The 13573-nt window shown below is 60.2% G+C and carries 9 protein-coding genes; 5 read left to right on the forward strand and 4 right to left on the reverse strand.

The features are described 5' to 3' along the window. Positions 1-110 precede the first annotated feature (110 nt). On the reverse strand, positions 111-590 hold the full coding sequence (locus tag PY650_RS07520; protein ID WP_285878452.1) for an Lrp/AsnC family transcriptional regulator: 480 nt from the start codon (positions 588-590) through the stop codon (positions 111-113). Between the two features lie 133 nt (positions 591-723). Between PY650_RS07520 and PY650_RS07525 the strand changes: the two genes are divergently transcribed. Beyond that, complete coding sequence (locus PY650_RS07525; RefSeq protein WP_285878453.1) at positions 724-1140, forward strand: DUF2000 domain-containing protein; 417 nt, start codon at positions 724-726, stop codon at positions 1138-1140. A gap of 351 nt (positions 1141-1491) precedes the next feature. Continuing rightward, positions 1492-1956 carry an Hsp20 family protein gene (locus PY650_RS07530; protein WP_285878455.1) on the forward strand — a complete coding sequence of 155 codons (465 nt, stop codon included), beginning with the start codon at positions 1492-1494 and terminating at the stop codon, positions 1954-1956. A gap of 106 nt (positions 1957-2062) precedes the next feature. Here the strand turns inward: PY650_RS07530 and PY650_RS07535 are convergent, their stop codons facing one another. Beyond that, entirely contained in the window at positions 2063-3079 is a 1017-nt protein-coding gene (locus PY650_RS07535; protein WP_285878457.1) for a bile acid:sodium symporter family protein, read from the reverse strand. A 106-nt stretch (positions 3080-3185) separates the two neighbouring features. Between PY650_RS07535 and PY650_RS07540 the strand changes: the two genes are divergently transcribed. Beyond that, on the forward strand, positions 3186-4043 hold the full coding sequence (locus PY650_RS07540) for a LysR family transcriptional regulator (RefSeq protein WP_285878459.1): 858 nt from the start codon (positions 3186-3188) through the stop codon (positions 4041-4043). Positions 4044-4455: 412 nt separating this feature from the next. Here PY650_RS07540 and PY650_RS07545 read toward each other — a convergent pair whose 3' ends face one another. Continuing rightward, on the reverse strand, positions 4456-5502 hold the full coding sequence (locus PY650_RS07545; RefSeq protein ID WP_285878460.1) for a threonine aldolase family protein: 1047 nt from the start codon (positions 5500-5502) through the stop codon (positions 4456-4458). A 569-nt stretch (positions 5503-6071) separates the two neighbouring features. Between PY650_RS07545 and gltB the strand changes: the two genes are divergently transcribed. Together gltB and PY650_RS07555 are read left to right on the forward strand one after the other, a co-directional pair. Then, the gene (gene gltB / locus PY650_RS07550; protein WP_285878461.1) at positions 6072-10796 is read left to right on the forward strand and encodes a glutamate synthase large subunit; all 4725 of its coding nucleotides are present in this window, start codon (positions 6072-6074) and stop codon (positions 10794-10796) included. A 176-nt stretch (positions 10797-10972) separates the two neighbouring features. Further along, complete coding sequence (locus tag PY650_RS07555) at positions 10973-12427, forward strand: glutamate synthase subunit beta (protein ID WP_285878462.1); 1455 nt, start codon at positions 10973-10975, stop codon at positions 12425-12427. 57 nt (positions 12428-12484) lie between these two features. Here PY650_RS07555 and PY650_RS07560 read toward each other — a convergent pair whose 3' ends face one another. Beyond that, positions 12485-13516: a serine hydrolase domain-containing protein gene (locus PY650_RS07560; protein WP_285878463.1), complete on the reverse strand. Its 1032-nt coding sequence runs from the start codon at positions 13514-13516 to the stop codon at positions 12485-12487. Between the last annotated feature and the right edge of the window lie 57 nt (positions 13517-13573).

Genomic DNA, 13573 nt, shown 5'->3' on the forward strand with positions numbered 1-13573 from the left:
CCTGCCACTCATCCAGAATAGAATGCCTTCGGTCCAAACGTAAAGGGCTGGCGAAACATGCGCGGCAGCCAAGTGTCGACCATTGAATGAGCAATTTCGCCTTGGGGCCGTCATCGCTTCCCGACATCAAGCGGAAAACCCTTGAAAGGCTTGATTTCCTTGAGCACGAACGTCGTCTGCATCTCCTTGATGCGCGGCAATCGGCGAACGACCGCCATGGCGAAATCAGCATAGCTGTCGAGGTCTGCGGCAACGACCTGCAGTAGGAAGTCCGCGTCTCCGGCGATGCTGTAGCACGCCACGACTTCGCTCAACTTGAGGACGTCGTGCGAGAATTCTTCAGCTTCCGCCTCGCTGTGGCTGTCGATCTTCACTCTGATGAACGCCAGGACGCCGAGGCCGACCTGGCGTCTGTCGAGGGTTGCCATATAGCTTTGGATGACTCCGGTCTCTTCCAATTGGCGCACACGCCGCCAGCATGGGGAGGTGGAGAGTCCGACTTCGGACGAAAGCGCCTGATTTGTCAGGCGTCCGTCTTTCTGGAGTGCTGCGAGGATTCTCAGGTCGATCGGTTCAAGTGCGGCGGGCATATGTCACCTTGTTATGGATCGATATTGGTAGGGTCTACCACATATAACCAACCATCAGCAATAAAAGGTATGTTTCTCCGCGGCGCCGAAGATATTATTTTTGGGAACACCGACACCAAGCCACAGGCTTCCCATGCTTCCCGATATCCGCCTCGCCATCGTCATCAATCCGGATTTGCCGCTCGGGCTGATCGCCAATACCGCCAGCGCTATCGCGATTGGGCTGGGGGCGCGATTTCCCGCGCTTGCCGCGCGGCAACTGATCGATTGCGAAGGGCGGGCCATCGACATCAGTTCGAACATGCCGGTTCCGATGCTGCAGGCGGACGCCGGCACCATCCGATCGCTGCTTTTGAAGGCATTGCCACCGCAGGGTGAGCGGGCGGTCGTCGCCTTCCCAGCCTTTGCGCGCTCACTGCACGACTACACCCAGTACGAGGCAACTTTCCCCGACCGTGACCTCAAAATGGAAGTGATTGACGGTCTCGGAATAGCGGGTCCATCGAAATGGGTGAAGTCGCTGACAGGCTCGCTGAAGCTGTTGCGCTGACGCGGGAAGAAAAAAGGCCGGCTTGCGGAGATAGAGAGTTCCGCGTCGCCGGCCGAGCAAGGACTGAAGAAGAAGGGACGATACACTTCAGTCATCGGACAATCATGCATCCGATGGCTCTATTGGTAGTCCGGCCAGCCTGAACGGACCCCGAACCGAGCGTTCATCTGCGGTTCACGCGGTTTTCTGTGTGAATTTCGTTACAAACCAATGGGGTCTTGAACTCCCGAAAGGGGATCCCCATCTCCGTTCTGCGGGTGCCAAACGGGCTCGCGTAACTGCCCTAAGGCCGCCCAGAGCGGGGTCGTGGGATAAAAACTGAATTGCAATCGTCGCTCACAGGAGGACATTATGCGTCACGTAGACTTCTCTCCCCTTTACCGTTCCACCGTCGGTTTCGACCGTCTCTTCACCATGCTTGACAGCCTTGCGCAGCCGGACCAGGCTCAGACCTATCCGCCCTACAACATCGAGCGCACCGGTGAGAATACCTATCGCATCACTATGGCCGTTGCTGGTTTCGATGAAAAGGAACTGAGCATCGAGACCCATGCCCATGTTCTCCAGGTCAAGGGTGAAAAGAACGCCGAGCCGACCGAGGCCAACGAATATCTCTATCGCGGTATCGCCAAGCGCGCTTTCGAGCGTCGTTTCCAGCTTGCCGATCATGTCGAGGTCCAGGCGGCTTCGTTGAAGAATGGTCTGCTGCACATTGATCTGTTGCGCAACATTCCGGAAGCCATGAAGCCCCGCCGTATCTCCATCGCCGCCGAGGCGGTCGATACCCCGAAGGCGATCGAGGCTCACATCAACTAACGGCCTTCGACAGATAGCCCGAAGACCGATCCTCCCAAGGTCATAAAAACAAGGCGGCGCTCCGTTGGGCGCCGCCTCTTTATTTTGGTAGTGTCTGAAACGGTAGCTAAGCCGCGTTCGTGGCACCGTTCGCCTTGGCTTTGGCCTTTGCTGCTTCCCGGCTCTTGGCGGCATCGGCATATTTTTGAGCGATGACGGCACAGGCCATGAGCTGGATCTGGTGAAATAGCATCAGTGGCAGGACGATGGCGCCGATGCCCTGGCCGGCGAAAATGACGTTGGCCATTGGTACGCCGCTCGCCAGAGATTTCTTCGAGCCGCAGAAGGTGATGGTGATCTCATCGGCCTTGGAGAAGCCGAGTGCGCGGCTGCCGAACATGGTGATGCAGAGCACCAGCGCCAGAAGCACCATATTGGCGACGATGACCGTGATGATATCCACCAGCGAGAAGGTATGCCAGAGCCCCTCGGCGACGGCCTCGCTGAAGGCTGAATAAACGACCATCAGGATCGAGCCGCGGTCGACCGGCATCAGGATCTTCTTCTTCGAGCGTATCCAGTTGCCGATCCACGGCTGCAGGATCTGGCCGGCGATGAAGGGCGCCAGCAGCTGCAGCATGATCTGCTCCAGTACGTCCCAGGAGAATCCACCGCCATGGCCGCCGACCGAGAAGAGCACGCCGACGAGCAAGGGCGTCAGGAGCATGCCGAAGATGTTTGAGGCCGACGCGGCGCAGATTGCGGCCGGCACATTGCCGCCGGCAATCGAGGTGAAGGCGATCGATGACTGCACTGTCGAGGGGAGTACGCTGAGGAACAGAATGCCGGTGTAAAGCGCTTGCGGCAGAATGGTCGGTACCAGCACGCCCATCGCGAGCGCAAGAAGCGGGAAAATGCCGAAAGTGGTCAAAAGGATGACCAGGTGCAGCCGCCAATGCAGCATGCCGGCGATAACGACATCACGCGACAGTCGCGCACCGTGTAGGAAGAACAGCAGGCCTATGGCAAAGTTGGTGGCGATGCTGAAATAGTGAGCGCTCGCCCCGTGCACGGGGAAGAAGGTTGCCGTGATCACGGTGAGCACAAGCAGCATCGTGAAGGTGTCTGGAAGAAAGCGGCGCATGTGCCAATCCCAATCGCAATTACAAGCCGTAAGATTAATTCTTGCACATAGACCTATCGTGATCCACGATGCAAGAAATAACAGTTATCGTGAAATGGGATGACCGATGCTTGATCTCATACAGCTACGCAGCTTCGTCGCCGTTGAGCAGATGGGGAGTTTCACGCTTGCTGCCGAGCGGCTCGGCCTTGGTCAATCCACGGTCAGCCAGCATATCCAGCGGTTGGAAACCACTCTCGGCCGCAAGCTCCTGGCGCGCGACACGCATCGGGTGGTGTTGACCGGCGATGGCGAGGCATTGCTCGGCCATGCCCGGCAGATGCTGTCGATCGAGGGCGAGGTCCAGCAGCTTTTCGCCGGCAACAGCCTGCGCGGCAATCTACGGCTCGGCGTCTCGGAGGACTTCGTAACCAGCCAGTTGCCGGATGTGCTCGAAGAGTTCGTCCGCTCGCACCCTTCCGTCGATCTCGAGTTGACGGTCGCCCTCAGTGGCACCCTTTATGAGATGCAGGACAATGGCGATCTCGACCTCGTACTTGCCAAGCGTCGTCTCGGGGATATCCGGGGAAAACTGGTCTATCGCGAGCCACTGGTCTGGCTGGCGCGTGACCCGGAGCGCATTCGCACACTTGCGGCGCCCCTGCCGTTGATTGCTTTTCCTGCGCCGAGCGTTACCCGCGCCGTGGCCCTTGAAGCCCTGCGCCGACAGCAGGTGCCTTGGCGAATCGTCTGTACCTGCGGCAGCCTTAGCGGCCTGACGGCCGCCGCCCGCGCCGGCATGGGTGTCCTTGTTCAACCCCGCAGCATGGCGCCCACAGGGCTGTCGGAAATCGCACCGGGATGGCTGCCGTCATTGGAGGACGTCGAATTCGTGCTAGTGCCGCGAAAAGGGGCGGACACGCTGCTGGTCAGTGCCTTGTCGGAGGATATTTTGGCGAAGGTGAGGGGGCTGACATCGACCTAAGGTAACTGATCGGGTAAATCCTGATCCAGAAATCCATTATAAATCATGGAGATAAGATTGAGTAGGCCATTGTAGTTCCTTTGCCGGCTTCTGTCTCTCTTTTGGCGTGTCCCGTCCTTTAAACTCGCCCCTTCAGGTCGGCGTCAGTTTCCGTTAGTATCATCGAAACAACTAAACGAGCTGAGTCGAGGAAAATCAGCCCGATGAAATATGGTGCAATGTTTATTTGTGGCTTGATCGCCTGTGTGATGGCGATGACGGCCATAACCCGCCACATGCCAGGTCGGTCTGGTCAAGAGGTTTCACGTTCCGCCCTATTTATGCACCAAACGGAAAATTAGCTCTCCAAATGAGGAGTTGAGCGCCGCGTATGTCCCAATGGGCCATTGCGGCGCTCCTTTTTATCCGAAAATCAGGTGAGGCAAGCCAGGAAGCCGGTGACATCGTCATCGGTGGTGGCAAAGCTGGTGACGAGGCGGATCAGGGTCTCGTGTTCGTTCACCAGTTCGGGCTCAGATTCTGGGATCGGCCATTCGTAGAACTTTGCACCCTTGTCCTCGGCAGTCTTGCTAGCCGATTTCGAAATGATCGCAAAGACCTCGTTTGATGCCGTCGGCCAGGCGAGGCGTGCGGTGGCGGCGTGCTCGATGCCGGCGCGCAGGCGATCGGCCATGCGGTTGGAATGGCGGGCAAGGTCGAGCCAGAGGCCACCGTCGAAATAGCCGTCGAACTGGGCGGCAATGAAGCGCGACTTGGAGAAAAGCTGGGCGGCGCGTTTGCGGATAAAATGCATTTCCTTCGCCTGCTCCTTATCGAAGAAGACGATCGCCTCAGCGCACCAGCACCCGTTCTTGGTGCCGCCGAAGGAAAGAATGTCGACGCCGCGCTTCCAGGTCATTTCCGCCGGGCTGACGCCAAGCGCCACCAACGCATTGGCGAAGCGGGCGCCATCCATGTGCAACGGCAGGCCGTTCGCCTTGCTGATGGAGGCGATTGCGTCTATTTCAGCGAGCGAATAGACCGTGCCGATTTCCGTCGCCTGGGTGATGGTCACTGCCGCGGCGCGGCCGTGATGCACGGCGTCCTGCGGGAAGCGGGCGACTTTGGTGGCAAGCGCCCTCGGGTCGATCTTGCCGGCGGCGCCATCGACGGTTGCCAGCCGCGCGCCGCTGAAGAAATCCGGCGCGCCGCATTCGTCCTCGGCGACATGCGCTTCCGTGTGGCAGAAGCTGATGCCGCCGGGCTTCTGGACACTCGCGAGCGACAGCGAGTTGGCGGCCGTGCCGGTCGCGACGAAAAAGACGGCGACCTCACGCTCGAAGATTTCGCTGAACTTGGCTTCGACCTTCCGGTCGAGATCGCTGGTGCCGTAGGCTGCGGCGAAACCGCTGGATTCGGTGAGCAGACGTTCGGCGATCTTGGAATGGGCGCCGGCCCAATTATCGGAAGCAAAGAACATGGGTATGTACCAACTGAAACTACGGGATTTGCGGGAGGGCTAACTGAGGTCCGCCGGACATTAATCCAATGCCGTAGCGGATCAAGAGTGCTGCGCTGAAGGACTCATCACAGAAATTGATCTACGCAATCAACAAACAAAATGATGCAGCGCGGCGAAACTTTCTTGCTCGAATTTCGAAGCATTGGCAATCTTCCGTCGTCCGTTGACGATATTTTGCCGTTTTGCTCTTGCGAAACCCGTCGCTTTCTGGCATAGAGCTGATGAATTAGGACAGTGTTGCTGTCCTATTTTGGCCGCCAAGGCCGAAGATGCGCTAGAGGGTCCTGACGATATCGGGATTTCGGGCTATAGTTATCGCGAGCACGCCCTAAGGGAGCCGTTGGGCGACCAGGCGGGGCGGCGGTGGAATAAGCAGGGCGCGGAACGCTGACGACGGGCTCCACCGAAGGGGCATGGTCTGTGGCCGATCTTCACAATGCAACAGCGCTGTCGCGCGTCGGACCCGATAATGGGACGGCGCGGGACGAAGGATCGCCCGCGAAGCGGGCCTTACCGGAGGGAAGACGATGACGAACAGGACAACGTCCATGACTTTTGACCAGACCGCTGCAGCCCGTGCTGCCGCTACGGCCAAAACGTCGAAACGCGCTGTCGGCATCCCGCCGAAACAGGGTCTTTACGATCCGCGCAATGAACATGATGCCTGCGGCGTCGGTTTTGTCGCGCATATGAAGGGCCAGAAGTCGCACCAGATCGTACGGGATGGCCTGTTCATCCTGGAAAACCTGACGCATCGCGGTGCCGTCGGTGCCGATCCGCTGATGGGTGACGGCGCCGGCATTTTGGTACAGATTCCAGATCGCTTCTTCCGTGAGGAAATGGCCCTGCAGGGCGTCATTCTGCCGAAGGCGGGCGAATATGGCGTCGGCCATTTCTTCCTGCCGCGCGACGAGGCGCTCATCGAGCACTTCAAGACCGCCATCAAGCAGGTGGTCGAAGAGGAAGGCCAGGTTCTGCTCGGCTTCCGCGACGTGCCGGTCGACAATTCATCGCTCTCTAAGGCCCCTGATATTGCCGCCACCGAGCCATTTCATGTGCAGGTCTTCATTGGCGCTGGCCGCGATGCCGGTAGCCATGAAGAATTCGAGCGCCGCCTGTTCACCCTACGCAAGGTGATCTCCAACCGCATCTATGCGGAATATGAAGGCGAAGAGAGCAACTTCTATCCGGTCTCGCTGTCGAGCTCGACCGTGGTCTACAAGGGCATGTTCCTCGCCTACCAGGTCGGCGCTTACTACAAGGACCTCTCCGATCCGCGTTTCGAATCGGCGGTCGCGCTTGTGCACCAGCGCTTTTCGACCAACACCTTCCCGTCATGGAAGCTGGCGCATCCCTACCGCATGGTGGCCCATAACGGCGAAATCAACACGCTGCGCGGCAACGTCAACTGGATGGCGGCGCGTCAGGCGTCGGTATCCTCGCCGCTGTTCGGCGACGACATCTCCAAGCTTTGGCCGATCTCCTACGAGGGACAGTCGGATACCGCCTGCTTCGACAACGCGCTCGAATTCCTCGTTCGCGGCGGCTACTCCATGGCGCATGCCGTCATGATGCTGATCCCCGAAGCCTGGGCCGGCAATCAGCTGATGGCGCCGGAACGCAAGGCGTTCTACGAATATCATGCTGCCCTGATGGAGCCGTGGGACGGTCCGGCTGCGGTCGCCTTCACGGACGGCAAGCAGATCGGCGCGACGCTGGACCGTAACGGCCTGCGTCCGGCGCGCTATCTCGTCACCAGCGACGATCGCGTCATCATGGCGTCCGAAGCTGGCGTTCTGCCGGTCGAGGAAGAGAAGATTATCCAGAAGTGGCGCCTGCAGCCGGGCAAAATGCTGCTCATCGATATGGAGAAGGGCCGGATCATCTCCGACGACGAGGTGAAGTCCGAGCTTGCCACCAAGCATCCCTATCGGAGCTGGCTCGACCGAACGCAGTTGATCCTCGAAGACTTAAAGCCGGTGGAGCCGCGGGCACTGCGTCGCGACGTGTCGCTGCTCGATCGCCAGCAGGCTTTCGGCTACACGATGGAAGACACCAAGATCCTGATGTCGCCGATGGCAACGACGGGGCAAGAGGCGATCGGCTCCATGGGCACGGATACGCCGATCTCGGCCATGTCCGACAAGCCGAAGCTGCTCTACACCTATTTCAAGCAGAATTTCGCTCAGGTCACCAACCCACCGATCGACCCGATCCGCGAGGAGTTGGTGATGAGCCTCGTCTCCTTCATCGGCCCCCGCCCGAATCTGCTCGACCATACCGGCATGGCCAACGCCAAGCGGCTGGAAGTGCGCCAGCCGATTCTGACCAACGGCGATTTGGAAAAGATCCGCTCGATCGGTCATACGGAAGATCGCTTCGACACCAAGACGCTCGACTTCACCTATGACGTCGAGCGGGGTGCCGAAGGCATGCCGGACATGCTCGACCGTCTCTGCGAGCGCGCCGAGGCGGCCGTTCGCGGCGGCTATAACATCATCGTGCTCTCTGACCGCCAGATCGGACCGGACCGCATCGCAATCCCGGCGCTACTGGCGACCGCCGCCGTGCACCATCACCTGATCCGCAAGGGGCTGCGCACCTCGGTCGGTATCGTTGTCGAAACCGGCGAGCCGCGCGAGGTGCATCATTTCTGCCTGCTGGCGGGCTACGGCGCGGAAGCGATCAACCCCTATCTCGCCTTCGACACTCTGCTCGACATGCATCAGCGCGGCGAATTCCCGAAGGAGGTCGACGCGAGCGAAGTCGTCTACCGCTATATCAAGGCGGTCGGCAAAGGCATTCTCAAGGTCATGTCGAAGATGGGCATCTCGACCTATCAGTCCTATTGCGGTGCCCAGATCTTCGATGCGATTGGCCTGCAGCAGGAACTGGTTGATCAATATTTCTTCGGCACGGCGACGATGATCGAAGGCATCGGCCTCGAAACCATCGCCGAGGAAACCGTCGCCCGTCACAAGTCGGCCTTTGGCCGTGACCCGATCCTGGCGAGCACGCTCGACGTCGGTGGCGAATATGCCTACCGCATGCGCGGCGAGAGCCACGCCTGGACGCCGGATGCCGTCGCCGCACTTCAGCATGCCGTGCGCGGCAATGCCGAGGATCGCTATCGCGAATTCTCGGAGATGGTCAACCAGTCGGCGCTTCGGATGAACACCATCCGCGGCCTCTTCAAGATCAAGGGTGCGGACGCTCTCGGCCGCAAGCCGATTTCGGTCGACGAGGTCGAGCCGGCCGCCGATATCGTCAAACGCTTCTCGACGGGCGCCATGTCCTTCGGCTCGATCAGCCGTGAGGCACACACGACTCTCGCCATCGCCATGAACCGGATCGGCGGCAAGTCGAACACCGGCGAGGGCGGCGAAGAAGCCGATCGTTACACGCCGCTCTTCGACGGCTCGCCGAACCCGGAACGCTCGGCGATCAAGCAGATCGCCTCCGGCCGTTTCGGCGTGACTACCGAATATCTGGTCAATGCCGATGTACTGCAGATCAAGGTGGCTCAGGGTGCCAAGCCTGGTGAAGGCGGGCAGCTGCCCGGCCACAAGGTCGACGCGACCGTCGCCAAGACCCGGCATTCGACGCCGGGCGTCGGCCTGATCTCGCCGCCGCCGCACCATGACATCTACTCGATCGAAGATCTGGCGCAGCTGATCTTCGATCTGAAGAACGTCAACCCGACCTCGGATGTCTCGGTCAAGCTTGTCTCGGAGGTCGGTGTCGGCACGGTCGCCGCCGGCGTTGCCAAGGCGCGCGCCGATCACATCACCGTTGCTGGCTTCGACGGCGGCACCGGCGCATCGCCGCTTACCTCGCTGAAGCATGCCGGCAGCCCTTGGGAAATCGGCCTTGCCGAAACCCAGCAGACACTGGTGCTGAACGGGTTGCGCTCACGCGTTGCCCTGCAGGTGGACGGTGGCCTTAAGACCGGCCGCGACGTCATCGTCGGAGCGCTGCTTGGCGCAGACGAGTTCGGTTTCGCCACCGCGCCGCTAATCGCGGCCGGCTGCGTCATGATGCGCAAATGCCACCTCAACACCTGTCCAGTCGGCGTCGCCACGCAGGACCCGGTTCTGCGCAAACGCTTCAAGGGCACGCCGGAGCATGTCATCAACTACTTCTTCTTCGTCGCCGAGGAAGTGCGCGAAATCCTCGCCTCGCTGGGCGCGACCAAGCTGGACGACATCATCGGGGCTTCGGAACTGTTGGAGAAGGACGACATGCTCGCCCACTGGAAGGCCAAGGGGCTCGACTTCAGCCGCATCTTCCACAAGGTCGACGCGCCGAAGGAAGAGACCTATTGGACGACCGTGCAAAAGCACCCGATCGTCGACATTCTCGACCGCAAGCTGATCGAGAAGGCGGAGCCAGCGCTTGCCAGCAAGACCCCGGTTGCCTTCGACGTCGACATCAAGAACGTCGACCGTTCGGCCGGTGCGATGCTGTCCGGTGCTGTCGCCAAGCGTTACGGTCATCGTGGCCTGAAAGACGACACCATCCATGTCACGCTGAAAGGCACCGCCGGCCAGTCCTTCGGCGCGTTCCTCGCGCGCGGTGTCACCTTCAATCTCGTCGGCGACGGTAACGACTATGTCGGCAAGGGCCTCTCGGGCGGCCGTATCATCGTCCGTCCACCGGAAAATTCGCAGATTGCGGCCGAACACTCGATCATCGTCGGCAACACCGTGCTCTATGGTGCGACCGAAGGCGAATGCTACTTCCGTGGTGTCGCCGGTGAGCGTTTCGCGGTGCGCAACTCCGGCGCTATCGCCGTCGTCGAAGGCGTGGGTGACCATGGTTGCGAATACATGACCGGCGGTGTCGTCGTGGTACTCGGCGAAACCGGCCGCAACTTCGCGGCCGGCATGTCGGGCGGCGTCGCCTATGTGCTCGACGAAAAGGGTGATTTCGCCCGACGCTGCAACATGGCGATGGTCGAACTGGAACCGGTTCCGGAAGAGGATGAGTTGCTCGAGAAGCTGCATCATCACGGCGGCGACCTCATGCACAAGGGACGCGTCGACGTCTCCGGTGACATGACGCGCCACGATGAGGAACGCCTCTATCAGCTGATTTCGAACCATTTCCACTACACCGGTTCGATGCGTGCAAAGGAAATCCTTGATCATTGGGCCGACTACCGCCCGAAATTCCGTAAGGTCATGCCGGTCGAATACCGTCGGGCGCTGGAAGAGATGGAGCGGAGCCGGATGAGCGTGGCGGCGGAATAATCCGCGGCGGCTTGTCTCCCAATCGAGGGTTTCGTGTCCGATTGCGATCGCCGGGGAGGCGATCGCAACTGTCGAATAGCGGAATCGAATTTGAATTACAGTGCCGGACAGGGCAGCGGATTTGCCTGCAGGCACAGGAGCCATCGGCTCCCCTACTAGAGTGAGGAAACGAAAGCATGGGCAAGGTAACAGGCTTCCTGGAAATCGACCGGCAGGTCGGCAAGTATCAGCCGGCGTCTGATCGCATCCGGCATTTCCGCGAATTCACGATCCCCATGTCGGACCAGGAAGTACAAAAACAGGCCGCGCGTTGCATGGACTGTGGCATTCCCTATTGCCACGGCCCGACCGGCTGCCCGGTTCACAACCAAATTCCGGATTGGAACGACCTCGTCTACAACAACAACTGGGAAGAGGCGATCCGCAACCTGCATTCGACCAACAACTTCCCGGAATTTACCGGTCGCGTCTGCCCCGCACCTTGCGAGGAAGCCTGCACCCTGAACCTCGAGGATGCTCCGGTCGCGATCAAGACGGTTGAGCAGGCCATAGCTGACAAGGCCTATGAGCTCGGCTTCATCCGCCCGGAACCTGCAACCGTCCATACGGGCAAGAAGGTTGCCATCATCGGCTCCGGCCCCGCTGGCATGGCTGCGGCTCAGCAGCTCGGCCGCGCTGGCCATGAAGTGCACGTCTACGAGCGCGAGACGAAGCCCGGCGGGCTATTGCGCTACGGCATTCCAGACTTCAAAATGGAAAAGAACTTCATCGACCGCCGCGTCGAGCAGATGAAGGGCGAAGGCGTCACCTTCCATTGCGGCGTCAATGTCGGCGTGGACGTCAAAGTCGAGCAGCTTCTCACAGACTGTGACGCGGTTCTCTATTGCGGCGGCTCTGAAACCCCGCGCGAGGCCGGTATTCCCGGCACCGGGCTTGCCGGCGTTCATGATGCAATGCCCTATCTCGTGCAGCAGAACCGCCGCATCGGCCGCGAAAACATCGATAGCATCGGCTGGCCGTCAGATCCGATCCTCGCCGGCGGCAAGCATGTCGTCGTCGTTGGCGGCGGCGACACGGCGTCGGACTGCGTCGGCACCGCTTTCCGCCAGGGTGCCGTCAAGGTGACGCAGCTCGACATCCGCCCGCAGCCGCCGGAAAGGGAAGACAAGCTCGCCGTTTGGCCCTTCTGGGCTACGAAGATGCGCACGTCCTCTTCACAGGCCGAGGGCGCGGTGCGCGAATTCCAGGTCGCAACGCTGGAATTCATCGGCGAAGACGGTGTGCTGACCGGCGTGAAGTGCTGCGAAGTAGATGAGCGCCGCCAACCCATCGCCGGGACGGAATTTGTCATCCGCGCCGATCTCGCTTTCATCGCCATCGGCTTCCGCGGCCCCTTCACCGACAGCGTCTTGAAGGAGCTCGAAGGCAAGCTGACGCTCAATACCGACAGGCGCGGCTCAACCAATATCGTTGCCGACGACAAAAGCTACAAGACCTCGGTCGACAAGCTCTGGACCGCCGGCGACGTCCGCCGCGGCCAGTCCTTGGTCGTCTGGGCCATCCGCGAAGGCCGCCAGGCCGCCCGCGCGATCGACGAGACCCTGATGGGCTCGACTGTATTGCCGCGGTAGGGAGCGCACCGCTTTATGGAGAGTAAGAAAGGCTCTGCTTCGGCGGAGCCTTTTCGTCTAGCGGTTAGTTGCGGCAGGAAGCAGAAAACGCCGGAGAAGGGTATCTCCGACGACCGGTTGCAGCATGGTATTATCGTATAGCCCCGCCAACACGACGGCCGTCACGTCCAAGCTCGGAATGACATAAAGTCTTTGCCCGCCCCAACCAATGGCCGCAGCCCAGCTCATTTCTCGCCGATCGATCAGCGATCTTCCGAGCCACCACTGAAACCCGTAGAAATACAGGCCTTCTCCCTGGATTTGCGCTGACGTAGCCTGGTCAATCCACGCCGTTGAAAGGATCCTGGTCTTGTTCCAATCGCCTCTGTTCAACACCAGCTGACCGATCTTGGCGAGATCGCGGGGCCACATGCGCAGGCCGGACGTGACATTGGGCGCGCCGTCCGGATAGCGAACCCATTCTACGTCTTCGATGCCAAGGGGATCGAAGAGATATTCCTTCCCAAGTTGATCCGGCGGCCGGCCAGATACCCTGAGCAGAATGGCGCCGAGTAGAGCGGTCAAGCCACCATTATAGGTATAAACGGCGCCGGCCGGCCTGGTGATTGGTCGTTCCAGCACGTAGCGGTGTCGGTCGGCGGCCTCCATCATCCGGCGCTCGCTGTTGGTTGGATTGCTATAGGGCAGCTCCTCGCTCCAGGCTAAGCCAGCGGACATCGTGAGCAGGTGGCGGAGCGTTATCCCATCCTTTTGCGATGTGCGGAGATCGGCGTGATCGGGAAAGAAGGAGAAAACCGGCGTGTCAAGGTCGGTGATCCAGCCGTTTTCGAAGGCGACGCCGACGAGCAAAGAGGTGATGCTTTTGGTGATTGAGCGGATATCGTGTCTGAGGTCTGCATGGTAGGTCACGCGGCCAAGCGGGGTCGCCCATGCCCTGTCCTCGCCGGTAAAATAGTGCTCATAGACCAGTTTACCGTGGCGGGCGACGACGACCGCGTGCAAGTTTGCTTCAGTCCATGCCTCGAAATGCGGGCCGATCTCTCGCAATCTGTCCGCGTCGAAACCGTGCTCCTCAGGGCTAGACGACATCCATCCGTCCGCTAATACTTCCGGTAGACCAAGGTCTGCGTGCGATTGTAGCATGCG

The sequence above is a fragment of the Martinezella calliandrae genome, assembly GCF_030272695.1.
Classification (GTDB): domain Bacteria; phylum Pseudomonadota; class Alphaproteobacteria; order Rhizobiales; family Rhizobiaceae; genus Rhizobium; species Rhizobium calliandrae.

Excerpts from the sequence above, each read along its gene's own strand:
- PY650_RS07520 (WP_285878452.1), bottom strand. The coding sequence starts at position 590 with ATGCCCGCCGCACTTGAACCGATCGACCTGAGAATCCTCGCAGCACTC.
- PY650_RS07525 (WP_285878453.1), top strand. The coding sequence starts at position 724 with ATGCTTCCCGATATCCGCCTCGCCATCGTCATCAATCCGGATTTGCCG.
- PY650_RS07530 (WP_285878455.1), top strand. The coding sequence starts at position 1,492 with ATGCGTCACGTAGACTTCTCTCCCCTTTACCGTTCCACCGTCGGTTTC.
- PY650_RS07535 (WP_285878457.1), bottom strand. The coding sequence starts at position 3,079 with ATGCGCCGCTTTCTTCCAGACACCTTCACGATGCTGCTTGTGCTCACC.
- PY650_RS07540 (WP_285878459.1), top strand. The coding sequence starts at position 3,186 with ATGCTTGATCTCATACAGCTACGCAGCTTCGTCGCCGTTGAGCAGATG.
- PY650_RS07545 (WP_285878460.1), bottom strand. The coding sequence starts at position 5,502 with ATGTTCTTTGCTTCCGATAATTGGGCCGGCGCCCATTCCAAGATCGCC.
- gltB (WP_285878461.1), top strand. The coding sequence starts at position 6,072 with ATGACGAACAGGACAACGTCCATGACTTTTGACCAGACCGCTGCAGCC.
- PY650_RS07555 (WP_285878462.1), top strand. The coding sequence starts at position 10,973 with ATGGGCAAGGTAACAGGCTTCCTGGAAATCGACCGGCAGGTCGGCAAG.
- PY650_RS07560 (WP_285878463.1), bottom strand. The coding sequence starts at position 13,516 with ATGTCGTCTAGCCCTGAGGAGCACGGTTTCGACGCGGACAGATTGCGA.